Annotated in this window: 19 protein-coding genes; 14 read left to right on the top strand and 5 right to left on the bottom strand. The window is 59.1% G+C overall.

Going from position 1 to position 25,690, the window contains the following annotated elements:
* Positions 1 to 276 precede the first annotated feature (276 nt).
* The gene (locus AC5S3R_RS08465) at positions 277 to 1,149 is read right to left on the bottom strand and encodes a sigma 54-interacting transcriptional regulator (RefSeq protein ID WP_494266582.1); all 873 of its coding nucleotides are present in this window, start codon (positions 1,147 to 1,149) and stop codon (positions 277 to 279) included.
* Between the two features lie 551 nt (positions 1,150 to 1,700).
* Here AC5S3R_RS08465 and AC5S3R_RS08470 point away from each other — a divergent pair.
* The 4 genes from AC5S3R_RS08470 (at position 1,701) to AC5S3R_RS08485 (ending at position 10,336) form a co-directional block, all read left to right on the top strand.
* Positions 1,701 to 6,071 carry a beta strand repeat-containing protein gene (locus AC5S3R_RS08470; RefSeq protein ID WP_494266583.1) on the top strand — a complete coding sequence of 1,457 codons (4,371 nt, stop codon included), beginning with the start codon at positions 1,701 to 1,703 and terminating at the stop codon, positions 6,069 to 6,071.
* 181 nt (positions 6,072 to 6,252) lie between these two features.
* A complete protein-coding gene (locus tag AC5S3R_RS08475; protein WP_494266584.1) occupies positions 6,253 to 7,548 on the top strand; it encodes an MFS transporter in 1,296 nt (431 codons plus the stop codon).
* On the top strand, positions 7,545 to 9,518 hold the full coding sequence (locus AC5S3R_RS08480; protein WP_494266585.1) for a YjhG/YagF family D-xylonate dehydratase: 1,974 nt from the start codon (positions 7,545 to 7,547) through the stop codon (positions 9,516 to 9,518). The genes AC5S3R_RS08475 and AC5S3R_RS08480 overlap by 4 nt, the downstream gene beginning before the upstream one ends.
* Positions 9,515 to 10,336 (top strand): fumarylacetoacetate hydrolase family protein, encoded by an 822-nt coding sequence (locus tag AC5S3R_RS08485; protein ID WP_494266586.1) that lies wholly within the window; start codon positions 9,515 to 9,517, stop codon positions 10,334 to 10,336. Before AC5S3R_RS08480 ends, AC5S3R_RS08485 begins: the two co-directional genes overlap by 4 nt.
* 15 nt (positions 10,337 to 10,351) lie before the next feature.
* Here AC5S3R_RS08485 and AC5S3R_RS08490 read toward each other — a convergent pair whose 3' ends face one another.
* Positions 10,352 to 11,128, bottom strand: coding sequence for a CAP domain-containing protein (locus tag AC5S3R_RS08490; RefSeq protein ID WP_494266587.1), 777 nt, complete (start codon positions 11,126 to 11,128; stop codon positions 10,352 to 10,354).
* A 53-nt stretch (positions 11,129 to 11,181) separates the two neighbouring features.
* Between AC5S3R_RS08490 and AC5S3R_RS08495 the strand changes: the two genes are divergently transcribed.
* Entirely contained in the window at positions 11,182 to 12,036 is an 855-nt protein-coding gene (locus AC5S3R_RS08495) for an ABC transporter permease (RefSeq protein WP_494266588.1), read from the top strand.
* A gap of 2 nt (positions 12,037 to 12,038) precedes the next feature.
* Positions 12,039 to 12,497 carry a metallophosphoesterase family protein gene (locus tag AC5S3R_RS08500; RefSeq protein ID WP_494266589.1) on the top strand — a complete coding sequence of 153 codons (459 nt, stop codon included), beginning with the start codon at positions 12,039 to 12,041 and terminating at the stop codon, positions 12,495 to 12,497.
* Between the two features lie 6 nt (positions 12,498 to 12,503).
* Here AC5S3R_RS08500 and AC5S3R_RS08505 read toward each other — a convergent pair whose 3' ends face one another.
* The gene (locus tag AC5S3R_RS08505; protein ID WP_494266590.1) at positions 12,504 to 13,439 is read right to left on the bottom strand and encodes an ABC transporter permease; all 936 of its coding nucleotides are present in this window, start codon (positions 13,437 to 13,439) and stop codon (positions 12,504 to 12,506) included.
* Positions 13,440 to 13,471: 32 nt separating this feature from the next.
* Positions 13,472 to 14,971, bottom strand: coding sequence for an ATP-binding protein (locus AC5S3R_RS08510; protein ID WP_494266591.1), 1,500 nt, complete (start codon positions 14,969 to 14,971; stop codon positions 13,472 to 13,474).
* Between the two features lie 66 nt (positions 14,972 to 15,037).
* Here AC5S3R_RS08510 and AC5S3R_RS08515 point away from each other — a divergent pair, with 66 nt between their 5' ends.
* The 5 genes from AC5S3R_RS08515 to kdpC all read left to right on the top strand — a co-directional run bounded on the left by AC5S3R_RS08515 (position 15,038) and on the right by kdpC (position 20,505).
* Positions 15,038 to 15,742 carry a response regulator transcription factor gene (locus AC5S3R_RS08515; RefSeq protein ID WP_494266592.1) on the top strand — a complete coding sequence of 235 codons (705 nt, stop codon included), beginning with the start codon at positions 15,038 to 15,040 and terminating at the stop codon, positions 15,740 to 15,742.
* A gap of 219 nt (positions 15,743 to 15,961) precedes the next feature.
* Positions 15,962 to 16,057 (top strand): K(+)-transporting ATPase subunit F, encoded by a 96-nt coding sequence (gene kdpF / locus AC5S3R_RS08520; RefSeq protein ID WP_494266593.1) that lies wholly within the window; start codon positions 15,962 to 15,964, stop codon positions 16,055 to 16,057.
* A 17-nt stretch (positions 16,058 to 16,074) separates the two neighbouring features.
* Positions 16,075 to 17,808 carry a potassium-transporting ATPase subunit KdpA gene (gene kdpA, locus AC5S3R_RS08525; protein ID WP_494266594.1) on the top strand — a complete coding sequence of 578 codons (1,734 nt, stop codon included), beginning with the start codon at positions 16,075 to 16,077 and terminating at the stop codon, positions 17,806 to 17,808.
* A gap of 16 nt (positions 17,809 to 17,824) precedes the next feature.
* The gene (gene kdpB / locus AC5S3R_RS08530) at positions 17,825 to 19,858 is read left to right on the top strand and encodes a potassium-transporting ATPase subunit KdpB (RefSeq protein ID WP_494266595.1); all 2,034 of its coding nucleotides are present in this window, start codon (positions 17,825 to 17,827) and stop codon (positions 19,856 to 19,858) included.
* 11 nt (positions 19,859 to 19,869) lie between these two features.
* On the top strand, positions 19,870 to 20,505 hold the full coding sequence (kdpC, locus tag AC5S3R_RS08535; RefSeq protein ID WP_494266596.1) for a potassium-transporting ATPase subunit KdpC: 636 nt from the start codon (positions 19,870 to 19,872) through the stop codon (positions 20,503 to 20,505).
* Between the two features lie 61 nt (positions 20,506 to 20,566).
* On the opposite strand, the gene AC5S3R_RS08540 is transcribed toward kdpC, so the two are convergent.
* Positions 20,567 to 22,495: a glycoside hydrolase family 127 protein gene (locus AC5S3R_RS08540; protein ID WP_494266597.1), complete on the bottom strand. Its 1,929-nt coding sequence runs from the start codon at positions 22,493 to 22,495 to the stop codon at positions 20,567 to 20,569.
* Between the two features lie 151 nt (positions 22,496 to 22,646).
* Between AC5S3R_RS08540 and AC5S3R_RS08545 the strand changes: the two genes are divergently transcribed.
* The 3 genes from AC5S3R_RS08545 to AC5S3R_RS08555 are packed head-to-tail and all read left to right on the top strand — an operon-like array spanning position 22,647 to position 25,656.
* Entirely contained in the window at positions 22,647 to 23,609 is a 963-nt protein-coding gene (locus AC5S3R_RS08545) for a proline racemase family protein (protein ID WP_494266598.1), read from the top strand.
* Positions 23,606 to 24,745, top strand: a complete 1,140-nt coding sequence (locus tag AC5S3R_RS08550) for an NAD(P)/FAD-dependent oxidoreductase (RefSeq protein ID WP_494266599.1) — start codon at positions 23,606 to 23,608, stop codon at positions 24,743 to 24,745. The genes AC5S3R_RS08545 and AC5S3R_RS08550 overlap by 4 nt, the downstream gene beginning before the upstream one ends.
* A complete protein-coding gene (locus AC5S3R_RS08555) occupies positions 24,742 to 25,656 on the top strand; it encodes a dihydrodipicolinate synthase family protein (protein ID WP_494266600.1) in 915 nt (304 codons plus the stop codon). The genes AC5S3R_RS08550 and AC5S3R_RS08555 overlap by 4 nt, the downstream gene beginning before the upstream one ends.
* Positions 25,657 to 25,690 lie beyond the last annotated feature (34 nt).

A 25,690-nucleotide genomic window follows, 5' to 3' on the forward strand; every position in this document is an offset into this window, starting at 1 on the left:
TGCCCCCTATGCCGTGTATTTTTCGATTGATTCTCAAGAGGGTATAGCTTCGCCCTGTGAGTCACAGACCCCTTTTTCTTTCATGGTTCCCAGCCGTTAAGTACATAACTCCAACAGCCGCAGGCATGGAATTCGCCAGCGTTCGGGAACATATTTTCAACATCGTCAGTGCGTCAGTAACTTGCAATTCCAGGTTCGTTCTTGCTTTTGAACCTCTGGCTACCCTGCCGATGATCGTGCAACTGCCAAATTCACTTCTTACTCAACCGAGAAAAATTACCTGAATCTCGGAAACCTTCTGTGGTGCCTCCGCCGCTCCGATAGGGCCGCTGCCCTGCTTCCATACGGCAAAGACCGGTCACTCCACGCAAACTCTTCGTTGACCTTATGTTGATTTAAGTGACGCGAGAGCTCTTCGCATATCGCAGATTCGTCACCTAAAACAATTACGCGTGCAATACAGTTCTCAAGCTCCAGCAAATTCCCTGGCCAACTCCACTGGTTCAACACAGTCAGAACGGATGGCGTCAACTCCGGCACACCCTTTCCAAGCCTTCTTGCCAGCTTCTGAGTAAAGAACTTCCAAAGCTCGGGAATATCCTGCTTCCTCTCGCGCAACGCAGGCAGGCGAAGAGAGATAGCGTCAATGCAATAGAACAGATCTTTGCGAAACGAGCCGCCTGCGACAGCCTCCGCCAGGTCCATACTGGTCGCACAAATAATCCTTACGTCCGCGCGCGGCGCCTCAAATCCATCCACATGGAGATAGCGCCCCGCCTGCAGCAGATGGAGAAGCTTGCTCTGCTGTGCCCAGCTCGTCTCGCCAATCTCATCCAAAAAGAGCGTGCCACCGTTGGCAATATCGATCAGCCCCTGCCGGATATCATTGGCCCCCGGAAATGACTCCTGCTCGTATCCCAGCAACGCGGTTTCTAGAAACTCGACCGGCGTAGCAGCACAGGACAGCTTGACGAACGGCATATCCCGCCGGCTTGACTGGCTATGCAGATATTTCGCGATCAGGTCTTTACCTGTCCCGCACTCTCCCTCCAGCAGCACTGGAAGATCCGTATTCAGAACGCACTCTAGCCGGCCACGAACATCCTGCATGGCATAGGAGCTGCCGAAGATTACCTCAGCACTGGGCAAATCTGCGGGATCTACCCTGTATTCTTTTGGCAACTCAGCTGGCATAGCACCCCATTGGCAAATGACTGTTCTTGCCCTCTATTGAGCACGTCCGTCGCCAAAGAGCACATCTTTCTACTCTCGGTTTGAATTTCCCCTGTAATCGTCTGTTTCTAAATATCTTATGCAATAATTCCGCAAGGTGGCTAAGGCCATAATTCCCTCACCTCCTTGCGTTGTTGCGTCCAAGTGTGCAGCCCTTTGCACACTTTATGCAAAGGGCTGCCATAGAATCACAATTTCACTGCCCTATGCACGCGCAGAAGAACAAGACATAAAGCCCTTGTGCATCCAATTTCAGAACGCAACTCTTCCAGCGCCTCACTTTGACACAAAAGTCACAAAGCGCGAGCAAAAGTAACCTGCTATGTGGTGACTATATTCATGTGCCATGCTAAAATCCCGATATAAGAACTAAAGATATGTTGTATGGGCCCTCTTATGATCCGTTGCCATGGATTTATTCATAATGAGGCAGGACGATGCGCAAGCCAGATAGTCTTTGGAATCGAGTGGTCTCGATTTTTGGAGTATTTTCCCCCAACGCTGTTTCGAATCTGAGGCAAGGTACGGCTTTAAGCCGCATATCAGGCAAACAGCATTCGTTCCAGAGCTTCTCGTTACTTCTGTTCGTCCTGATAGGTTACCTGACGGTCACCCTCTCCGGGTGCGGAGCATCCTCTTCCTCGAGCGTCGTATTAAAGGGAGTCCTTCAATCCTCTACGAACTCCGTTAATTTTGGCTCGGTTGCCGTCGGCACAACTACGTCCGCCACAATTGAGCTCCTCAATCTGGGATCGACCTCGATTAAGATTACAGCCCTATCCCTTAACAATAAGGCTTTTTCGCTTCAAGGGCAGAACACGCTGCCCATCCAGTTAAAGAGCGGCTCCACGTATAAGTTGACGATTCAGTTTGCGCCCACATCTGCCGGAGCGACATCGGCAGCGCTGGCCGTTACAAGTGACGCCTCAGCCAACCCTCACCTCACCATTAATATCAATGGCACAGGCGTGGCAGCAGCAGCAATACCCATTTCAAGCAGCCTTACCTGCGCGAATCCCTCTATCACCGGCGCGGGAACGGACAATTGCACCGTCACGCTCAGCTCCGCAGCCCCGACAGGCGGACAGGCAGTCACGCTTGCCAGCAACAACAGTGCCGTCACGGTGCCAGCCTCCGTAACAGTAGCCGCAGGAGTCACAACAGCGAACTTCTCCGCAACCGCTACTGCAGTCAGCACCGCACAGACTGCAACCCTCACAGCCAACGCGGGAAACAGCTCTTCCACCTATAGCCTGCAACTCAACGCGGCAACTCCCACGCTTAGCATAAGCGCCAGTACCGTCAGCTTCGGCAATGTAAACCTGAACACCTCCACATCCCAGTCGCTCATCCTGAGTTCAACCGGAACGATCGCTGTAACCATTAACTCAGCCACCATCAGTGGCACAGGCTTCTCTGTCTCGGGAGCAGCTTTCCCGCTCACTCTAAACCCGGGCAAAACCGCCACGCTGACGATCCAGTTCACCCCCACTACAACAGGAGCCGAAGCCGGAGCCCTTACTCTCTCCAGTAATTCGTCCTCCAATGCTACGGCCAGGATAGGCCTCTCGGGCACAGGCATCGGCCCATCCCTAAGTGCCCTCACCTGCACCACTGGCTCTTATACCAGCGCTGGAACTGACACCTGCGCCGTCACACTCAGCGCCGCGGCGCCGGTCCGCGGACAGACCGTGTCCCTCTCCAGCAATAACAGTGCGGTCAAAGTGCCGGCCTCTATTACGGTATCCGCAGGCGCAACCACCGCCAGCTTCTCCGCGACTATCAGCGCCGTCAGCACCGCCGCCACGGCAACACTTACCGCCACCTCTGGCGGAGCATCCAAAACCTTCGCACTGCAATTGGGTGCTGGCACACCCACCTTGACCGTCAGCGCCAGCACTCTCGCCTTCGGCAACATAAACCTGAACACCGCTACATCCCAGTCGCTCACACTGAGTTCGACCGGCACAGCCGCTGTAACCATCAACTCAGCCACCATCAGCGGCACAGGTTTCACCGTCTCCGGAGCCACCTTCCCACTCACATTGAACCCCGGCAAGACCGCAGTATTGGCGGTTCAGTTCGACCCCACCACCGCTGGGGCCTCAACCGGAGCCCTCACTATCTCCAGCAACTCATCCACCAATGCCACCGCCAGGGTAAGTCTCACAGGCACCGGCATCGGCCCATCCTTGAGCGGTCTCACCTGCACCAGCGCCTCCATCACCGGCGCGGGAACTGACACCTGCACCGTCACGCTCAGCGCTGCGGCACCCAAAGGCGGTCAAGCTGTCACTCTCGCCAGCAACAACAGTGCAGTTACCGTACCCGCCTCCGTAACAGTAGCCGCAGGAGCAACAACAGCAAGCTTCTCTGCTACCGCTACTGCCGTCAGTACCACCGCCACGGCAACGCTCACAGCTACTTCCGGCGGAACATCCAGGACCTTCGCACTCCAGTTAGGTGCGTCTACCACAACCCTGACTCTTAGTACCAGCACGCTGGCCTTCGGCAACGTAAACCTCAACACGGCCACATCCCAGTCACTCACACTCAGCGCAACCGGCACAGCCGCCGTAACTATCAACTCGGCCACCATCAGCGGCACAGGCTTCACCGTCTCAGGCGCAACGTTCCCGCTCACCCTGAACCCCGGTAAAACTGCCACTCTAGCAGTTCAGTTCGATCCCGCCACCGCTGGAGCAGCAACCGGAACCCTCACCATCTCCAGCAACTCCTCCACCAATGCCACCGCCAGGGTAAGCCTCACAGGAACCGGCGTCGGCCCCTCCCTAAGTGCCCTCACCTGCGCAACTGGCTCTTATACTGGCGCTGGAACGGATAGCTGCACAGTCACACTCAGCACCGCAGCACCAACTGGCGGACAGTCCGTGACTCTCGCCAGCAACAACAGCGCTGTCACCGTACCCGCCTCCGTAACAGTAGCCGCAGGAGCCACAACAGCCAGTTTCTCCGCAACCGTTACCGCAGTCAGCACCGCGACAACAGCAACACTCACAGCCACCTCTGGCGGAGCATCCAAAACCTTCGCGCTGCAATTGGGCGCTGGCACACCCACCTTGACCGTTAGCGCCAGCACTCTCGCCTTCGGCAACATAAACCTGAACACTGCTACATCCCAGTCGCTCACACTAAGTTCAACCGGAACAGCCGCCGTAACTATCAACTCGGCCACCATCAGCGGCACAGGCTTCACCGTCTCAGGCGCAACGTTCCCGCTCACCCTGAACCCCGGTAAAACTGCCACGCTGGCAGTTCAGTTCGACCCCACTACAGCGGGAGCAGCAACCGGAACCCTCACTATCTCCAGCAACTCATCCACCAATGCCACCGCCAGGGTAAGTCTCACAGGCACCGGCATCGGCCCATCCCTGAGCGGACTCACCTGCACCACTGCCTCCATCACCGGAACCGCAACAGATAGCTGCACCGTCACACTCAGCACCGCAGCACCGACAGGCGGACAAGCAGTAACACTTTCCAGCAACAACAACGCCGTCACCGTACCGGCGTCCGTAACAGTAGCCGCGGGAGCCACAACAGCCAGCTTCTCCGCAACCGCAACCGCTGTCAGCACCGCTGCCACGGCAACACTCACAGCCACTTCCGGCGGAACATCCAAAACCTTCTCACTACAATTAGGCGCATCTACCGCCACGTTAACCGTGAGCGCCAGCACGCTGTCCTTTGGCAACATAAACCTGAACACCGCTACATCCCAGTCGCTCACATTGAGTTCGACCGGAACCGCTGCTGTGACCATCAACTCAGCCACCATCAGCGGCACAGGTTACACTGTCTCCGGAGCCACCTTCCCGCTCACTCTGAGTCCCGGTAAAACTGCCACGCTGGCAGTTCAGTTCGACCCCACTACAGCGGGAGCAGCAACTGGAACCCTCACCATCTCCAGCAACTCCTCCACAAACGCAACCGCAACGGTAAGCCTCACTGGAACAGGTATCGGCCCATCCCTGAGCGGACTCACCTGCACCACCTCCTCCATCACTGGCGCTGCAACCGACGCCTGCACCGTCACACTCAGCGCTGCAGCACCAACAGGCGGACAAGCAGTAACACTCGCCAGCAACAATAGCGCCGTCACCGTACCTGCGTCCGTAACAGTATCCGCAGGAGCCACAACAGCCAGCTTCTCCGCAACCGCAACCGCCGTCAGCACAACAGCCACGGCAACCCTGACAGCCACCTCTGGCGGAGCATCCAAAACCTTCTCACTGCAATTAACCGCAGCCACACCTACCCTCACCGTAAGCGCCAGTACCCTCGCATTCGGAGATGTCTCTCTCAACACCGCCTCGACGCAATCGGTAGCTCTCAGCTCAACCGGAACCTCCGCCGTAACCGTGAATTCGGCCACCGTCAGCGGCACAGGCTTCAGGCTCTCCGGAGGCACTTTCCCAATTACCCTGAACCCCGGTCAGAACACCTCGTTAAATGTCCAGTTCGACCCCACCACCGCAGGAGCGGCAACCGGAGCCCTCACCATCTCCAGCAACTCCTCCTCCAACCCCACAGCCAAGGTCGCCCTCACAGGCACGGGAACTTCAACCTCCTATGAAGTCCAGCTAACCTGGAGCGCGCCTGCCAGCTCCGCAGATCCGGTAACCGGCTACAACATCTACCGTTCCCCGAGCGGAGCATCCACCTTCCAGCTTCTGAACCCCTCCGCGAATACAGGAACAGCCTACACAGACACCACCGTCACGGCAGGGCAGAGCTACGACTACTACGTGGAAAGCGTTGATGCCTCCGGCAATCTCAGCGTCCCATCCAATACCACCACCGTAGCCATCCCATAAAACAATGCGGACCCTCCGGGTGGAGGGTCCGCATTACCAATATCCAGTCCGCGCTGAAATCAGAGTGGACACCTTATTCCTCTCGCACTCTTAAAGACAGAAACCAGATCTAACGCCTCTCTATCCGCCACGTAGCAAGAACTCCCCTCCCGCCGTTACAATCGCTGCGCAAAGAATTGTGATGAATTCCAGCGCTCTTACCGAATGGCCCGTCTCCACACCGGCGCAGGCAGCCTTGTACGCGCGCTGGTGGCGTCTGCTTCCCGCCGTCTTTGTCATCTACAGCCTCGCCTACCTCGACCGCGCCAACTACGGAATGGGCGCAGCCGCGGGCCTCGCCTCCACGCTGCACCTCAGCGGCCAGCAAAACTCCCTCCTCGGAGCCCTCTTCTTCCTCGGCTACTTCCTGTTCCAAGTCCCGGGAATGATGCTCGTAGGCAAGCGCAGCCCCGTCCGCCTCATCTTTGTCTCCATGGGCATCTGGGGAGTCCTCGCCGCTCTCACCGGCATCGTCCGCAGCTTCTGGATGCTGGCCCTCGTCCGTTTCCTCCTCGGCGTCGCCGAAAGCTGCATCTTCCCCGCCATGCTCTTGCTCTTGACACGCTGGTTCACCCGCGCCGAGCGCTCCCGGGCCAACGCACTGCTCATCATGGCCAACGCCGCCACCGTTCTCTGGATGAGCCTCATAACCGGCTTCCTCATGGAAAAGCTAGGTTGGCAAATCACCTTCATCGTCGAAGGCCTGCCCGCCGTCCTATGGGCAGCCGCATGGATTACGCTAGTCCGCGACCACCCCGCACAAGCCACATGGATGCCTCCCGAAGCCGCTGAAGCCCTCGAAGCCCGCCTCAACGCGGAACAAACCTCCGTCGGACATATCCAATCCCTCGGCAAAATACTCCTCCGCGCTGACGTGCTGCTCTTAACAGCCGTCTACTTCTGCTGGAGCCTCGGCATCTACGGCTTCGTCCTCTGGCTGCCGACTATCGTGCGTCGCGGTGCAGGCACCTCCATGAGTATCACCGGCATCTACTCCGCCGTCCCCTACCTCGCCGCAATCCTGCTTATGCTCTTCGCCGCACATCGTTCCGACAAACTCCTGCGCCGCAAAGCACTCGTATGGCCCTTCCTGCTCCTCGCCGGCATCGCACTCATGGAGTCCTTCCTCTCCGCAGGAGCCACCTTCGCCATCCCCTTCGCCGGCCTCATCGTCGCCGGAGCATGTATGTACGCGCCCTACGGCCCATTCTTCGCCATCATCCCCGAACGTGTCCCCAAATCCGCCGCCGCGGAAGTCCTTGCACTCATTAACAGCAGCGGCGCTCTCGGAGCCTTCGTCGGCACCTACTTCGTCGGATGGCTCCAGACAGCCACCGGCAGCTCACGTCCCGGCTTCCTCCTCATGTCCGCCGCAGTAGTCGTCGCATCCGCCCTCATGCTCACGCTGAAAGAAAAGCCACCGGAGAAAACGGCGTGATAAAAAAATGGACCGCATCCCAAATACTTGAGAGCGACAAAGCCGCACTGCAAAACATTCGCACCCACGCACCCGGCCCCGAAGGGGCTCTACCGCTCACGCCCGCCATGCTCGTCAACCAGCCTTCCGGCAATCTCTTCGGCTGGAGCCAAAATGCCGGAATGGGCTGGGAACCCACCCGCCTCGCCGACCCCGAATTCCTCATCCTCAGCACACACGGCGGCCTCCGCACACAAGACGGAACCCCCATCGCACTCGGATTCCACACCGGCCACTGGGAAGTAGGACTCCTCGTCTCCGAAGCCGCACGCGAACTCCGCGACCACCACGCCATCCCTTTCGCTGGCTCCTGCACCGACCCATGCGACGGTCGAACGCAAGGCACCGAAGGCATGTTCGATTCCCTCCCCTATCGCAATGACGCCGCCACGGTTCTCCGCCGCCTCATGCGTTCGCTGCCCACACGCAAAGGCGTCATCGGCGTAGCCACATGCGACAAAGGCCTACCCGCCATGATGATGGCGCTCGCATCCTCCGGCACATTCCCCAGCATCCTCATCCCTGGCGGCGTCACACTGCTACCGGAAGCCGGTGAAGACGCAGGCAAAGTCCAAACCATCGGTGCACGCTTCGCACAAGGCGAAATCTCCCTCGAATACGCCGAAGAAATGGGTTGCAAAGCCTGCGCATCACCCGGCGGAGGCTGCCAATTCCTCGGCACAGCCGCCACCTCGCAAGTCGTAGCCGAAGCCCTCGGCCTCTCGCTCCCACACACCGCCCTCGCCCCATCCGGCCACGCCATCTGGCTCGACGCCGCACGCCGTTCCGCGCGAGCCATCCTCCGAATGACCGAACAAAACATCGGCACAAGCAACGTACTAACCAACGCCGCAATCCGCAACGCAATGGTCGTCCATGCAGCCTTCGGAGGCTCCACCAATCTCCTCCTGCATCTTCCCGCCATCGCACACGCAGCAGGACTCAAGCGCCCTACGGTAGACGACTGGGCCGCAATCAACCGTCAGGTCCCGCGCCTCGTCGATGCTCTCCCCAACGGCCCACGCGGCTTCGCAACCGTTCAAGTCTTTCTTGCCGGAGGCGTCCCTGAAGTCATGCTGCACCTCCGCGAGGCTGGCCTGCTCGACACAAACGTGCGAACCGTAACCGGCGAAACACTCGAACAAAATCTCCAGTGGTGGAAAGAAAGCAACCGCCGCGCCGAACTCAAAAAGCAGATCCGCGAACAAGACAACATCGACCCCGATGAAGTCATCATGAGTCCATCCAGCGCCACCAGGCGCAACCTCACCGCAACAGTCTGCTTCCCCACAGGCAACCTCGCCCCGCAAGGCTCCGTAATCAAAAGCACCGCCATCGACCCTACCCTCGTCGATGCCAATAACGTCTATCGCCACACCGGCCCCGCCCGCGTATTCACCACAGAAGCCGCAGCCATGGAAGCCATCAAGCGTGGCAACATCGCACAAGGCGACATCATCGTCCTCATCTGCGGAGGCCCGCTAGGCGCAGGCATGCAGGAAATCTATCAAGTAACCTCCGCGCTCAAAACCCTCTCCTACTGCAAGCACGTCGCCGTATTAACCGACGCCCGCTTCAGCGGCGTATCCACCGGAGCCTGTATCGGCCACATCTCTCCCGAAGCGTTAGCAGGCGGTCCCATCGGCCGCATCATAGACGGCGACCAGATCGAAATCATCGTAGATCGCAAAACCCTAAGCGCCTCAATCAACCTCATAGGCGAAAACAATGAACTCTTCTCAGCACAAGAAGGCACACACCGCCTCGCAACACGCACCCCACGAACAGACTTAGCGCCACACCCCGCACTCCCCGCCGACACCCGCCTATGGGCAGCCTTGATTCAAGCAAGTGGCGGCGTATGGGGAGGCTGCGTCTACGACGTGGACGCAATCGTCACACAACTCAGCAACGGAGTCCCAAAAGCATGAAACTCTATCGAAGCACGCAAGGAATTTTCATAGAAAACAACGCAAGCTTCCACCGCATCGCCGCGGAAAGCTGGGACGCCCTGCTCAACAGCGACACCCTGCTCGAAACAGCACGCGCCGCGCTCAACACCGCTCCCGTATCCTTCGACCCCGCCACCGCATCAGCCCCCATCGAAAGCCAGGAAGTATGGGCCGCCGGAGTCACCTACTATCGCAGCCGCAGCGCCCGCATGGAAGAAAGCAAAGAAGCCGGTGGCGGCAGCTTCTACGACCGTGTATACGCGGCCGAGCGCCCCGAACTTTTCTTCAAAAGCACAGGCTGGCGAGTCATCGCCCCCGGCAGCCCTGTGCGAATCCGCAAAGACGCAACATGGTCCGTCCCCGAACCCGAGCTAACGTTAGTAGCCAACGCCGCAGGAAAAATCATCGGCTACACCATCGGCAACGACATGAGCTCACGCGACATCGAAGGCGAAAACCCGCTCTATCTCCCGCAAGCCAAAGTCTACGATGGCAGTTGCGCCATCGGCCCCGCCATCCTTCTCGCGGAAGAGCCAATATCCAAATCCACAGCCATCCAACTGCAAATCAATCGCGACGGAAACTCCATCTTCACCGGCAACACCACGCTAGCCGAAATGAAACGCGACCACACCGAGCTAATCTCCTACCTCTTCCGCGAGCTGCAATTCCCTCACGGAGCCTATCTCATGACCGGAACCGGAATAGTGCCACCCGACAACTTCACCCTGCAAACCGGAGACATCATCCGCATCTCAATCGACGGCTTGGGAACCCTGGAAAACCCCGTCGCATAACGCATTCGCGGGGACTCAGTACAACAACACCGCAAAGCGATACATAGTAAACCCACTGTCAGCACCACGCGGTGCGCAGCTCCCCACAACCGCCTCGTGATACTGCCCCGACCCTAGCCGATCCACAAGCGGCTGCGGCAAATGCCCAATGTCCGTGTTCTGCCACCGCATCACAAACATAGGCTCGCCGCCGCTAAGCCTGTCAGGCAATCCGCGCTCCATGCCGCACGCCCTCCGCGCATCGCCCACATTGTTCCGCAGCTTAATACCGCTCATCCGAACAAGCCCGCCAATCTGGGACTCCGCCTGCTCCGTCGTCATCGAAGCAACGCCCTGCGAATAATCCGCAACCGCATAGATATCGCCGCCACGCGCAATCACCGCAATCCCAACGCGATTCACCTCGCGATTCAGCAAATTCTGCCGATGCCCTTCCGACTGCATCCAGTCCTCATGAACCTGGTCCGGATACTGCCCCATCGCAATGTTCTCCTCAATCACGCTGAAGTGGGCTCCAGCCGCAGCCGCACGCTCCGTAAGGTCCAGCTCACCAGAGTAGCGATGCGAAATCGGCCCCTCCACCACCATGCGCTGGCAGTGCTTCATCGCCGCCGCAGCCAACGCCGCGTCCCACACCAGCGGCCCCGCGCCAGCCTGCGCGCGAGACTTGTTAGCAAGCGCCAAAAGCTGCTCCGCCATCTCCGGCTGCGACTGCGCACAAACAGCCTCTGGCAGCATCGCAACAAGAGCCGCAACTATATAGAAAAAGAACCAGCGATGAAAACGTGTCATACATAGATTGAACACAATCTCCCTCGGTTTGTCGCTGTATCCTCATCTTGTACATGAGCTTTCTCCACACAATCCAAAACCGTGTCCGCCGCCAGCCGCTGGCAGCCGTAGGCATCGCACTGCTCGCCGCATTCGTTCTCGGCGGACTCTTCGCACCCTGGCTCGCACACTACAATCCCGCGGCAATCGACCTGCTCCACCGCCTCGAAGCACCCTCCCTCACACACTGGGCCGGCACCGATGAACTAGGCCGCGACACACTCGCCCGCCTTCTCTGGGGAGCACGCCTCTCCCTCGCCGTCTCCGTCACAGTCGTCGCAGTGTCGCTGACACTAGGCATCGCCATCGGCGGACTAGCCGGATACCTCGGCGGCTGGGTAGACACCGCCCTCACCACCTTCGCGATGAACACCTTCCTCGCCCTGCCCGGAATCCTGCTCGCCATCGCCTTCGCCGCATTCCTCGGCCCCGGCTTCCTCAACCTCGTCCTCGCGCTCGCCATCGGCGGATGGGCCGGCTACGCACGCCTCGTCCGCGCACAGGTAATGTCCGTACGCGACCGCGAATATGTAGATGCAGCGCGTTCCCTCGGAGCCAGCGGCCTCCGCATCTTCTTCCGCCACATCCTCCCCAACATCCTGCAGCCCATCCTTGTGCAAGCAGCCATCGGCATGGCCGGAGTTATCCTCGCGGAAGCCACACTCTCGTTCCTGGGCCTCGGCATCCCCGCTCCTGCGCCAAGCTGGGGAGGCATGCTCAACGATGCCCGCTCCCACCTCTTCGACTCGCCGCACCTCGTACTCTTCCCAGCCGCCGCCGTAGCTGGAGCCGTCCTCGGCTTCAACTTCCTCGGCGACGCTCTCCGCGACCAGTTAGACCCGCGCACCAAGCTGGAAATGGGTTTGTAGCAATGAAAATCGGCGTAGTAAGCGACACACATGGCCTGCTAAGGCCCGAGGTCATACCAGCGTTAGCAGGCGTAGAGCACATCCTTCATCTGGGCGACGTAGGCAAGATAGAAATCCTCGAAGCCCTTCGCCAAATCGCCCCCGTCACCGCCATCCGCGGCAACATCGACACCACCGGCCCCTGCTCCCAACTCCCCGAAACCGAAGTCGCAGACATTGAAGGGATTTCTATCTATTTATTGCATAATATTGAAGTTTTAGACCTTAAACCTGAAGTCGCAGGCTTCCACGCAGTCCTCTACGGCCACTCCCACAAGCCCCACATCGAGCACCGTAACGGCGTCCTCTACTTCAATCCCGGCTCCTGCGGCCCCAGGCGATTCCAACTCCCCATCACAATCGGCCTCCTGCACGCCACGCCCAACAATCCCCTGCAAGCCAAAATCATCGAACTGCTCTAAGCATCCTCAAGCCCTCATCCGCGGATTCACCCACCGATACACAAGGTCCGTCAGCAGATTCACCAGCACATACGTCAGCCCAATCGACAGCAAACACCCCTGCACCAGCGCATAATCCCGATTGGAAATCGCATCCACCACCAGCCGCCCCAGCCCCGGCCAGCTAAAAATCTTCTCCGTAACAATCGCCCCGGCCAGCAGCGCGCCAAACTGCAATCCCACTACCGTAACAATCGGCACAAGAGCATTCGGCAACGCATGCCGCCACACCACAGCGCCCTCGCTCAATCCCTTGGCGCGAGCCGTACGAATATAATCCTGCCCTAACTCTTCCAGCATCGCCGTGCGCACCATCCTCGTAAGAATCGCCGCCAGGGAAGCCCCCATCGCAATCGCAGGCAACACAAGATAATGCCAGTCAATCAACTTTGTACTGCCGTTATTCGCGCCGGAAACAGGCAGCCACCCCAGCACAATCGCAAACACCAGAATCAAAACCGGCCCCAGCGCCAGCCCCGGAACAGAAAGCCCAAACAGGCTCACCACGCTCAGCACCTGGTCCATAGCCCGCCCCCGGCCCACAGCCGCTGCAACACCTGCCGGCAGCGCAAGTACAAGCCCAAAAACCAGCGCCGCAATCGTCAGCGCGAGCGTAAACGGATACCTCTGCGAAATAAGATGCGCCACCGAATCATGCAGCCGAATCGAGCTCCCCAGATCCCCATGCAGCACGCCGCCCCAGTAGCTCAGGTACTGCAAGCCAAGCGGCTTATCCAGCCCATATTGATGCCGCAACGCCGTCATATCCGCAGGCGTAGCGCCGTCCCCAAGCATCGCCTGGATCGGGTCTCCCGGCACCAGGTGAATCAGCAAAAACACCAGCGAAACCACCAGCCAAACAACCGGAAGCGTGAGAGAAAGTCGTATGAGAATCTGCTTCATATCTCCCTCTCACCATACATCAACGCTTCCACTTAACTCATCTTCAACCTGGCCGCGCCCTCGGGCTGTTTCTCCACCAGCGGAACCCAGAAGCGAAACGTGCTTCCCTTTCCCGGCTCAGTCGTCACATCAATCCCGCCCCCATGCGCCTCCAGGATGGCGCGAACAATCGACAGCCCCATCCCCGACCCCTTACCCGCCATCTTCCCCTGCTTCCCGCGATAAAACTTCTGAAAGATAAACGGCAAATCCCCGGCATCAATTCCAGCCCCATAATCCGCAACTCTGAACACAAGCTGACCCAACTCGCGCTTACTCTCCAAAGCAATTGCCGCGCCTGACGCCGAATACCGCGCCGCATTCTCGATAAGATGCCGCAGAACCCTGCTCAGCAAATGCGCATCAAACCACGCTGGCCTGTCCACCACGTCCACATCAATCGAAACAGGACGCCCCGCAAGCGTCCTTCGCGACTCCTCCACCGCATGCTCCAGCAATGCGCGAACATATTGCGGAACCAGCGTCACGCGCAGCACATTCGCGTCAATCTCCGCCATCTCCACCGCTTCGCCAATCAGCTTGTCGAGCCGCTTGCTCTCCTCATCCATCAGCTCTGCCAAGTCTTTGCGCGACGCATCATCCAGCCCCTCGCCATGCACAAGCGTCGTAGCCGCCGCGCGAATACTCGTAAGCGGCGTGCGCAGTTCATGCGTAAGCGAATCAATTAGAGCCGTGCGCAAGCGCTCTCCTTCGCGCGCAGCCTCCACATGCGTATAGGTCTCAATCGCCTCAGCTCTCGTAAGCGCAATCGCAACCTGCGCGCTCAAGGAAGTAGCAGAGTCCCGTGAAAGCACGTCAGGATTCCACGCAATCGCGCCAATCTTCTTCATGCCAAACATCAGCGCATGCAAAACATAGCCATCCCCGCCTTCTGCCGCGGCGGCATGGCCATACATAAGAGCGTGAAGCTCCTCCTGCACCTGCGAAGGAATCTCCTGCAACGAGCCATAAAATCTGTCCTGCTCCCGCACGTACAGCACCACATCGCCAAGAGAATATGTCTTCTGAATCATCGTCGGCAGATCGCGCATCAACTGCACCGCATCTTCATGCAGCATCATCTCCTGGCTCAACAAGTAAAGCCGTTCTACATCCATCCGGCGGTCTTCCGCCAGGCGCGCCTGCAAGCGTATGCGGTCTGCAATACTGCTCACAACCACGGAGCTGGCAAGAAAAGACAGCAACTCCATCCACTCCTGCAATCCCGCCAGCCGCAGCGTTCTCAACGGAGACAGGAAGAAAAAATCAAAGCTGATGGCACACAAAAACGCCACATAGAGCGAAAGCCGCACGCCAACCCGCGTAGCGACCCACACAACCGCCGTCAGAAAGATAAGCGCAACAATCGAATCATCAATCCGGCCCCAATCCAGCAACGCCGTCGCCGCAGCCACGCCCAAAGTAGCGTAAAGCGCCTTCAAAATGCTCTTGAGACCTATCGACCAGCTTGATGCTTCGCTCACTGTAGACATTGCCTTTCTCACTCAGCATGATACCCTCCGAAGCGGGGACACTATCGCGTCCCCCACGAGAAAGCTATGTCCGGACGAATTCTTGTCATCGATGATGAATCGCAAATCACCCGCGCCCTGCGCGCTGCACTAACGGCGCAGAGCTTTGAAGTACGCACCGCCAACGACCCCGAAGAAGGCCTGCAGGTCTTCCGCGAGTGGACGCCCGACCTGATCATCACAGACCTCATGATGCCCGGTCTCAGCGGCGTAGACGTATGCCAGGCAATCCGCCGCATCTCTTCCACTCCCATCCTCGTCCTCTCCGTTCGCGACCATGAACGCTCCAAGGTAGAAGCACTCGACGCCGGTGCGGACGATTACGTAACCAAGCCCTTCGGCATTCAGGAACTCCTCGCCCGCGTCCGCGCCCATCTGCGCCGCGCTCCTGAGCGCACAACAAGCGCAATCACCGTAGGTGATTTTGTCGTAGACATCGCAGCGCACAACATCACCGTGCAGGGCAAAGAAATCCACCTCACGCCCAAGGAATTCGACCTCCTCGCGCACCTCGCACGCAACCCCGGCAAAGTCATGACACATCGCGCACTGCTTACCTCCGTCTGGGGTGGCCAGGCCGCGCATCAGCCGGAATACCTCCGCGTCTTCGTTGGCCAGCTGCGCAAAAAACTCGAAAACGAAACCGGCCGCCAGTACATTCAGACCGAGCCATGGGTCGGCTATCGCTTTATTCCTGAAGGCTGGACAGACACCGAAGCACCATCCGAATAAATACACGCACTCCGGCCCTTACGCATTATTTAGGAATCATTTCGCCTACCTATAGACACACAAGCGCATCCTCACTCATGGGTTGAACAACGGTCACGCCTCGCGTGGCCATCCCCATGAGGTTGCTATGCAAGATGCACTGATGTTCCTTTTCACGGCTGTCTTCTTCGCCGTTTCCTTTCTCTACATAAAAGCCTGCCAGAGGTTGAAATAAGCGCCATGCACATCGACCTCATCAGCGCAATTGCGCTCATTCTCTCCATTCTTCTGCTGGGTTATCTCGTTGCAGCGCTGCTCTATCCCGAGAAATTTTGAATTGGAAAAGTTCTGATATGTCCCTCAATGGCTGGCTACAATTCGCTCTCTTCACGCTTGTCCTCATCGCAACAGTCCGCCCCATCGGCCTGTATCTCGCAAACGTTCTCGAAGGCAAGCGCACATGGCTTGATTTCGCACTACGCCCCGTAGAGCGCTCCATCTACAAACTCACCGGCGTTCACTCCGAACGCGAAATGAACTGGCGCGAATACGCCTTCGCGCTCCTCGACTTTTCCGCCATAAGCCTGCTGGTCACCTACGCAATCGAACGCCTGCAAGCCGCACTGCCGCTATGGAACCCACAAAAGCTAGCTGCCGTAGGCCCCGACCTCGCATGGAACACCGCCGCAAGCTTCACAACGAATACAAACTGGCAGTCCTACACACCGGAAGCCACCATGAGCTACCTCACGCAAATGGCAGCTCTGGCCACGCATAACTTCTTCTCCGCAGCCATAGGTATCGTCACCGCCATCGCACTCATCCGTGGCATCCGCCGCACCGAGTCCACCACCATCGGAAACTTCTGGGTAGACACAACACGCACACTGCTCTACATCCTGCTGCCCGCATCCGCCCTCTACGCACTGCTTCTCGTAGCCCAGGGTGTACCGCAAAACCTGCATGCCTACACCGTCGCCCACACGCTAGAGCAATCCAATCAAACACAAACAATCGCACAAGGCCCCGTAGCATCGCAGGAAGCCATCAAGATGCTGGGCACCAACGGAGGCGGATTCTTCAACGCCAACAGCGCGCATCCCTTCGAGAACCCCACGCCCTTCTCCAACTTTCTCCAGATGCTCTCCATCTTCCTCATCCCGGCAGCATTGACGTTCACGCTAGGCCGTATCACCGGCTCGCCCGGCCACGGCTGGGCCGTCTTCGCAGCAATGTTCGTGCTCTTCGCCGCAGGCTTTACCGCCGTCTACTGGGCAGAGTCGCATCCGCATCCACAACTCCACGGCACGGCACAAACAGGCACGCCAACAGCACCCTCCGGCAACATGGAAGGCAAAGAAGTCCGCTTCGGCATCTCGCAGTCTTCTCTCTTCGCAACCATCACCACAGATGCAAGCTGCGGCGCAGTCAACGCCATGCACGACAGCTTCACCCCGCTCGGCGGCATGGTCGTGCTCACCAACATCATGCTCGGCGAAGTCATCTTCGGCGGCGTTGGCTCCGGTCTCTACGGCATGCTCATCTTCGTTGTATTAGCCGTCTTCATTGCTGGCTTAATGGTTGGCCGCACGCCAGAATACCTCGGCAAAAAAATCGATGCCTACGACGTAAAAATGTCCATGCTCTACGTGCTCATCTTCCCGATCTGCATCCTCACGCTCACCGCCATCTTCGTCCTCTCGCCCACCATCGGCCTTGCATCACTCAACAACAGCGGCCCGCACGGCCTCAGCGAAATCCTCTACGCCTTCACCTCAGCCACCGGCAACAACGGCTCAGCATTCGCAGGCCTCAGCGCCAACACCTGGTGGTACAACGTAGCTCTCGGCTGGACGATGCTCGCAGGCCGCTTCCTCATGCTCATTCCCGTGCTAGCCATCGCAGGCAATCTAGCGCAAAAGAAAAGCGTCCCGCCATCCCCCGGAACATTCCCCGTAAACGGCTCGCTCTTCACCGTCTTGCTCATCGGCGTAGTCGTCGTATTAGGCGCACTAACATTTTTCCCCGTGCTAAGCCTGGGTCCAATCCTCGAACACCTGCTGCTCCAATCCGGCCAGCTCTTCTAACAGAAAGAAAACTCCAATGGCTGAAAACAAAAATCTTTGGAACACAGAAATCCTCGGCGCAGCGCTACTCGATTCCGTGCGCAAGCTCAATCCACGCTCCATGATCAAGAATCCCGTAATGTTCGTCGTCGAAGTAGGCAGCGTCCTCACCACAGCCCTGCTCATCAACGACGCAATTAACCACCGCCCCGGCCTCGCATTCAATCTGCAAATCACGCTATGGCTGTGGTTCACCGTACTCTTCGCCAACTTCGCAGAAGCCATGGCAGAAGGCCGCGGCAAGGCCCAGGCCGACACATTGCGCAAAGCCCGCGGCGAAACCATCGCCCTGCGCTACACACCGTCAGGAGAGCTTGAAGAAATCTCCAGCACCCACCTCCGCTCCGGCAACGTCATCTACGTCCCCGCAGGCCAATACATCGCAGGCGACGGCGAAGTCATCGAAGGCGTAGCCTCCGTCGATGAATCCGCCATCACCGGAGAATCCGCGCCCGTCATCCGCGAAGCTGGTGGCGACCGCTCCGCCGTCACAGGCGGCACCAAAGTCCTCTCCGACTGGATCAAAGTCCGCATCACCTCCAACCCCGGCGAAACCTTCCTCGACCGCATGATCGCGTTAGTAGAAGGCGCATCGCGTCAAAAAACGCCCAACGAAATCGCCTTAAGCATCCTGCTCTCCGGCCTCACAATCGTCTTCCTCTTGGCAGTTGTGACACTGCAACCCTTCGCCATCTACTCCAAAGCCCCGCAAACAATCTTCGTACTCGTCTCGCTGCTGGTCTGCTTAATTCCCACCACCATCGGCGGCCTTCTCTCCGCCATCGGCATCGCCGGAATGGACCGACTGGTCCAATACAACGTACTCGCCATGAGTGGCCGCGCTGTTGAGGCCGCAGGAGACGTCAACACACTCCTGCTCGACAAAACAGGAACCATCACGCTGGGCAATCGTCAGGCCGTAGAATTCGTTCCCGCTCCCAGCATCAGCCCCGAGCGCCTCGCCGACGCAGCACAACTCGCATCCCTATCCGATGAAACCCCCGAAGGCCGCTCCGTAGTCGTCCTCGCCAAAACCAAGTACAACCTCCGAGGCCGCGAGCTAAGCGACATCCACGCCGAGTTCGTTCCCTTCACCGCGCAAACCCGCATGAGCGGCGTCAACCTCCCCGGCATTCGCATCCGCAAAGGTTCAGCAGACGCCATCGCACGCTTCCTCGAAGAGCAAGGCGCAAGCCTCCCTCCCAAAGTCCGCGAAAGCGTGGAAGCAATCGCACGCCAGGGCGGCACGCCTCTCGTAGTAGCTGAAAATTCCTCCGCGCTCGGCGTCATCTATCTCAAGGACATCGTCAAAGGCGGCCTTAAAGAGCGCCTCTCCCGTCTGCGCGCCATGGGCATTCGCACCATCATGATTACCGGCGACAACCCGCTCACCGCCGCCGTCATCGCACGTGAAGCAGGCGTAGACGACTTCCTTGCCGAAGCCAAGCCCAAAGACAAAATGGACCTGATCAAGCGCGAGCAAGCCAAAGGCAAGCTAGTAGCCATGACCGGCGACGGCACCAACGACGCCCCAGCTCTTGCGCAAGCCGACGTAGGCGTAGCCATGAACTCCGGCACACAAGCCGCCAAAGAAGCCGGCAACATGGTCGACCTCGACTCCAACCCCACCAAGCTCATCGAAATCGTAGAAATCGGCAAGCAGCTCTTAATGACCCGCGGCGCGCTGACCACCTTCTCCATCTCCAACGACGTAGCAAAATACTTCGCTATCATCCCCGCCATGTTCGCCGGAACCTTCCCCGTGCTCAACGCGCTCAACATCATGTATCTACGCTCGCCGCAATCGGCCATTCTATCGGCGGTCATCTTCAACGCCATCATCATCGTCGCGCTCATCCCACTCGCGCTCAAAGGCGTGCGCTACGAACCCAAGCCCGCCGATGTCCTTCTCCGCCGCAACCTTCTCCTCTATGGAGTAGGCGGCATCCTCGTTCCATTCGTTGGTATCAAGGCAATCGATATGGTGCTGGCCATCCTGCACCTCGCCTAAGGAGATCACTCGTGCATTCCGTATCCACCATGCCCGCAACACCGGCAACAACATCACAATCCGAGCAAGCATCCAAGCCGCATTCCATCTGGAAGACGTCCATCCTCTTCACGCTCATCGCAACCGTAATCTTCGGCCTCGCATATCCGCTCGCCATCACACTCGTAGCGGGCATTCTCTTTCCACATCAAGCCTCCGGCAGCCTCATCCTGAAAGACGGCCAGATCATCGGCTCAGAATTACTCGCGCAAAGCTTCACCTCCGACCGCTACTTCCACCCGCGCCCCTCCGCAGCAGGCAGCGGCTATGATGCCACATCTTCCGGAGGCTCCAACCTCGCGCAATCCAGCGCCAAGCTCGTGCAACGCATTCAAAGCGACATCAACAAACTCAGCGCCGCATCTAACAACAAGCTCGTGCCCATCGACCTCGTAACCACATCCGGCTCTGGCCTCGACCCCGACATCACACCCGACGCCGCCTACTTCCAGGCCCCACGCATCGCCAAAGCCCGCAACCTAAGCGAGGATCAGGTCCACACCCTGATCGCCCAGCACACCACCACCCGCCAATTCGGCATCCTCGGCGAACCCCGCGTAAACGTCCTCCTGCTCAACCTCGCACTCGACATACAAACGAACAAATAGCCACTCGCACAAAAAATAAGCCGGGGATTTATCCCCGGCCATCACCTCAACACAACACTCATCAAACTTCTCTCTGCCAATAAACCGAATACCGCTCATCCACCACACGATAAAGCGGCCTCAGAGCAAAGTCCTTACTCTGCCCCGCGCTATGAAACAACAGCGCCTCGCCCTCATCCTTCCGCACCCACGCAGCCTTATCATCCGTCGCACGAAAACGCGGCAGCGCCAACGGCGGCAACTTCCCCATATCCGGCCCCTCACCTGCGTTAATCATCTCGCGGCTCAACCCCTCGCGCCCCATGCACGCAACCAGCGTCAACGGCCCATAAGCAACAGAAGCCAGCTCAGGGCTCCCCGGCACAGCCTCCTGCCGCAGTGTCATCGGCAACTCAACAGCAACCACATCGCCAGGGCTCCACGTCCGCTCAATCCGGACATACCCATCTGTATCTTTGCGCAGCTCCATACGCTTGCCGTTCACACTCATGCTCATCTCCGGTGACCAGTGCGGAGCACGCACCTTCAACACAAAAGCCACCGGCTTCTCCGCATGCACATGCAACACCGTCCGTTCTTCTTCCGGAAAACTCGTCTCCTGCACCAGCCGAACCTGCTTCGCATGCCAGTTCACTTCCGAAGCAACAAACTGGTTCACATAGATATTCGAGTCATCGTGAAAGTACAGCGTATCCACAAGCTTCGCGTATTCTTCGGACCCCGTCCCCGTGCAACACCAATTCGCGTCATAAACATCGCCGAACGTCTTCCATCCCCCCGGCACAGTAGGTACGTAGTACATCAGCTTTGCATCTTCGTTCTGCGTTCCCGCCCGCACATTCCACAGCAGCTTCTCGTAGTAATCCATCCGCCGCGCATCCGGCTGCCATCCAAATAGGTGCCGCGTCAGCTTCAGCATGTTGTAACTGCAGCAGCACTCCTGCCCGCCCGCAGCCAGCTGTTTCCCTTCCGTATCCGGCTCGCTCCATCCTTCGTTGTCATTGGAAGTCCCACCCGGCGCATGACTGTGATGCTCCGTAATCGTATCCCAGAAAAACTCCGCAATCTCCTTGTAGCGCGCATCACCCGTCAGCTCATACCCACGCGCCGCCCCAATCACCTTCGGAATATTCGTATTCGAGTGCAGCCCCGCAAGCTTGTCCTGCCGCGCCGCCAGCGGTTCAAAGAACCGCTTATGCTCAAACCGATACCCCGCGTCCAAATACTTCTTCTCTCCCGTCACCGCATAGAGATTGAACATGACCTCATTCATCCCGCCATGCTCCACCATCTGCACCTTGGCCAGCTCGTCATCACTCAGCGGCTCAATCCACTTAACCGCCCAGTTCGCCATCTTCTGCACCGTTTCCAGCGCCGTCGGACTGCCGCAATACGTATACATATCCAGGTGCCCCGCCATGATCTTGTGATACGTGTAAAACGGCGCCCAAACCTTCTCGTGCTTCTTCAACCTGTCGTAAAAGTTTTCGGGATAAGCGCCAAGATATCCGTTCGCCTGCTGACACTCCGCCAGCATTCCCACCAGCGCCTCCGCCTTCAACCGCAGCGACTCATCCCCCGTAGACGCATACATCAGCGCGCAAGCCGAAAGATAATGCCCGCCCGCAAGATGCCCGCGCAGCTCACCATCCGGAGCCTCCCATCCACCCAGCGGCTGCGCATGCGAAACCTTCCCCGCCGTCAGCCGAAAGCTATGTGCAAGCCGGTCATTCGGCAGCATGAACAGATAAATCCGGTTCCTCTCCTGCATCTCCTTCAAATATCCAGATCGCAGCCGCACATCCGTCATCGCAAACGGACGCGCCTTCCACGCAACCTTTTCGCGGTTCGCATGGTCCACGGACCGCGCCGAATTCACAACTGGGTCCTGCCCCATCGCCCACACACCGTGCGGCATCACCCCAACCCCAGCCGCCATCAGAGAAGACTCCCGCAGAAAATCCCGTCTCGTCTTATTCTTCCTCGCCATCTCAGCCCTTTCTCCGCTTCCCGCAAGTAGCGCTATTGTATCCAACCTCGTATACTTTCAAACAAGCACGGCTCCGCAAAAAGCCCGACCCGCAGCACGCGCTTCATCAGGCAAACATACGCAACCGCTCATTCTAAGACCCAAAGACACAATGACCAGCCAAATACCTCGCCGCATCTCAGTCATCGACTCCCACACCGCCGGCGAGCCCACCCGCTGCGTGCTTCCCTTCTCCATCGACCTCGGCAACGGAACCATCGCCGAACGCCTCGCAACCCTACGCGCCAACTACGACAGCTACCGCCGCGCCATCCTCTGCGAACCCCGCGGCTCTGACGTACTCGTAGGCGCATACCTACTCGAACCCAGCGATCCAACATGCGTAATCGGCGTCATCTTCTTCAACAACGCCGGCTACCTCGGCATGTGCGGCCACGGAACCATCGGCGTCATCACCACCCTCGCCCACACTGGCCAAATCCAGCCCGGCATCCATCGCATTGAAACTCCCGTGGGCATCGTAGAAGCCGAACTCCACGCGGACAACCACGTAACCTTCCGCAACGTCCCCGCCTATCGCTACCGCGCCGCTGTTCCCGTTGAAATCCCCAACCACGGCACCGTCACCGGAGACATAGCCTGGGGCGGCAACTGGTTCTTCCTCGTCAAAAGCCACCCCTTCGACCTCAGCATCAACCAGGTCGAACCACTCACAGCCTTCACCTGGAGCATCCGCAACGCCCTCATCGCGCAAAACATCACCGGAGCCAACAACGCGGAAATCGACCACATCGAGCTCTTCACCTCCGCGCACGCCCCCACCAACCATAGCCGCAACTTCGTCCTCTGCCCCGGCAAGGCCTACGATCGCTCTCCCTGCGGCACCGGAACCAGCGCCAAGCTAGCCTGCCTCGCCGCCGACAACTCACTCCAACCCGGCGAAACATGGCATCAGGAGGGCATCCTCGGCACCGTCTTCTCCGGCTCCTACCAATGGGACAGCAGCAGCCCCGGCCACATCCTCCCCACCGTCAGCGGTTCCGCATCCATCACCGCCGAAAGCACGCTAATCTTCGAGCCCAACGACCCCTTCCGCCTCGGAGTCCCCGAATGAGCACCTCCTACGACGCCGTCATTGTAGGCGGCGGCATCGTAGGCGCAGCCTGCGCCCTCGCCCTCGCACGCGAACACATGCGTGTAGCCATCATCGAGCGCGGCACCATCGGCGGCGGAGCATCCGCCGCAGGCATGGGCCACATTGTCGTCCTCGACGGCAGTGAAGCCGAGTTCGCCCTAAGCAGCCGCTCCCAAACCCTCTGGCAACAGCTCGCCGCCGACCTGCCCCGCACCTCCGAATACGCCCAAACCGGCACCCTCTGGGTAGCCGCCGACGAAGAAGAACTCTCCGAAGCCGAGCGCAAGCTAGCCTACCTCCAGCAGCACAACCTCCCCGGCGCCATGCTCAACGCCAAAGGCATATCCGAAGCCGAACCCAACCTTCGCCCCGGCCTGACCGGCGGCCTCGTCGTCCGGCAAGACTCCGTAGTTTTCCCGCCCACAGTAGCCGCCTATCTCATAGAAAAATCCATCTCTCTAGGCGCAACCCTCCTGCGCGCTAACGTCACACACCTGGCTAACGGCGAAGCCCGCCTCGACAACGGCACCACCCTCCACGCGCCGCGCCTAATCAACGCCGCCGGAGCCGAAGCCTACTTCTGCAACCCCTCCATCCCCATCCAGAAACGCAAAGGCCACCTCGCCATCACCGACCGCTACCCCGGCTTCCTCCGCCATCAGGTCGTCGAGCTAGGCTACATGAAATCCGCGCACTCCATCACCGCCGACTCCGTAGCCTGCAACCTGCAACCGCGCATCACCGGCCAGGTCCTCATCGGCTCCTCACGTCAATTCGGCGTAGACGACCCAACCGTAGAACACACCATCCTGAGCCGCATGCTCCGCCGCTCCCTCGAATACATGCCCGCGCTCGCGCACTGCAAAATCATCCGCACCTGGACCGGCTTCCGAGCCGCCACACCCGACAAGCTTCCACTCATCGGCCCCGTCCCCTCCGACAGCACCCTATGGCTCGCCACTGGACACGAAGGCCTCGGCATCACCACCTCGCTCGCCACCGCGGAACTGCTCGCCGACACCTTCGCCGGCCACCAGACAGCCATCCCCGCCGAGCCCTACCTACCCGCCCGCCTGTTAGCGGAGCAAACACAACCAATCAAGGAGCACCAATGAACTGGACCGGCGTAATGCCCGCCATGACCACCGCCTTCGACGCCAACGGAAACGTCGATCACGCCTTCGTAGCCCGTCACGCCCAGTGGCTCATCGCCAACGGCTGCACCGGCATCATCACCCTCGGCTCTCTCGGAGAAGCCGCCACCCTCTCCTTCGACGAAAAAATCGCCGTCCTCAAAACCATCATCACCGCGCTCGACGGCTCTGCCCCCACCGTCGCCACCATCTCCGCGCTCTCCACAGCCGACGCCGTCGCACTAGCCAAAGCCGCCCACGCAGCCGGAGCCAGCGGACTCATGATCCTCCCGCCCTACGTCTACAAAGGCGACTGGCGCGAGATGAAGGCCCACGTCTCTGCCATCCTCGAAGCCACGCCTCTCACCGGCATCCTCTACAACAACCCCGTAGCCTACGGAACCGACTTCCTCCCCGAGCAAATCGCCGAGCTGGCCGCCGCCCATCTCAACCTCGCGGCAGTCAAGGAATCCTCCACCGACGTCCGCCGTGTCTCCGCCATCCGCGCTCTGCTCAATGACCGCATCGCCATCTTCGTCGGCGTAGACGACGCCATAGTAGAAGGCATCCAGGCCGGAGCCACAGGCTGGGTCGCAGGCTTAGTCAACGCCTTGCCCCGCGAGTCCGTTGATCTCTTCAACCTCGCCCGCGCCGGCAAATCCGCCGAAGCCTTCGAGCTCTACCGCTGGTTCCTCCCACTCCTCCGCATGGACACCGTTCCCAAGTTCATCCAGCTCATCAAGCAAATCCAGCAGGAAGCCGGCGTAGGCAGCGCCAAAGTCCGCGCCCCGCGCCTCGAAGTCATCGGCGAAGAGCTAGCCCAAACCCAGGCCGCATGGAAGCACGCCCAATCCACGCGCCCCTCCGTAGCCATCCCCAGCACCACCTTCTAACCAAACAAAAAGGGAGAGCCAAAGCTCTCCCTTC

The organism is Occallatibacter sp. FHG110214_02, assembly GCF_059115385.1.

Coding starts and splice junctions, on each gene's coding strand:
- AC5S3R_RS08475 (WP_494266584.1), top strand. CDS start 6,253: ATGAATTCCAGCGCTCTTACCGAATGGCCCGTCTCCACACCGGCGCAG.
- AC5S3R_RS08485 (WP_494266586.1), top strand. CDS start 9,515: ATGAAACTCTATCGAAGCACGCAAGGAATTTTCATAGAAAACAACGCA.
- AC5S3R_RS08490 (WP_494266587.1), bottom strand. CDS start 11,128: ATGACACGTTTTCATCGCTGGTTCTTTTTCTATATAGTTGCGGCTCTT.
- AC5S3R_RS08495 (WP_494266588.1), top strand. CDS start 11,182: ATGAGCTTTCTCCACACAATCCAAAACCGTGTCCGCCGCCAGCCGCTG.
- AC5S3R_RS08500 (WP_494266589.1), top strand. CDS start 12,039: ATGAAAATCGGCGTAGTAAGCGACACACATGGCCTGCTAAGGCCCGAG.
- AC5S3R_RS08505 (WP_494266590.1), bottom strand. CDS start 13,439: ATGAAGCAGATTCTCATACGACTTTCTCTCACGCTTCCGGTTGTTTGG.
- AC5S3R_RS08510 (WP_494266591.1), bottom strand. CDS start 14,971: ATGTCTACAGTGAGCGAAGCATCAAGCTGGTCGATAGGTCTCAAGAGC.
- AC5S3R_RS08515 (WP_494266592.1), top strand. CDS start 15,038: ATGTCCGGACGAATTCTTGTCATCGATGATGAATCGCAAATCACCCGC.
- kdpF (WP_494266593.1), top strand. CDS start 15,962: ATGCACATCGACCTCATCAGCGCAATTGCGCTCATTCTCTCCATTCTT.
- kdpA (WP_494266594.1), top strand. CDS start 16,075: ATGTCCCTCAATGGCTGGCTACAATTCGCTCTCTTCACGCTTGTCCTC.
- kdpB (WP_494266595.1), top strand. CDS start 17,825: ATGGCTGAAAACAAAAATCTTTGGAACACAGAAATCCTCGGCGCAGCG.
- AC5S3R_RS08540 (WP_494266597.1), bottom strand. CDS start 22,495: ATGGCGAGGAAGAATAAGACGAGACGGGATTTTCTGCGGGAGTCTTCT.
- AC5S3R_RS08545 (WP_494266598.1), top strand. CDS start 22,647: ATGACCAGCCAAATACCTCGCCGCATCTCAGTCATCGACTCCCACACC.
- AC5S3R_RS08550 (WP_494266599.1), top strand. CDS start 23,606: ATGAGCACCTCCTACGACGCCGTCATTGTAGGCGGCGGCATCGTAGGC.
- AC5S3R_RS08555 (WP_494266600.1), top strand. CDS start 24,742: ATGAACTGGACCGGCGTAATGCCCGCCATGACCACCGCCTTCGACGCC.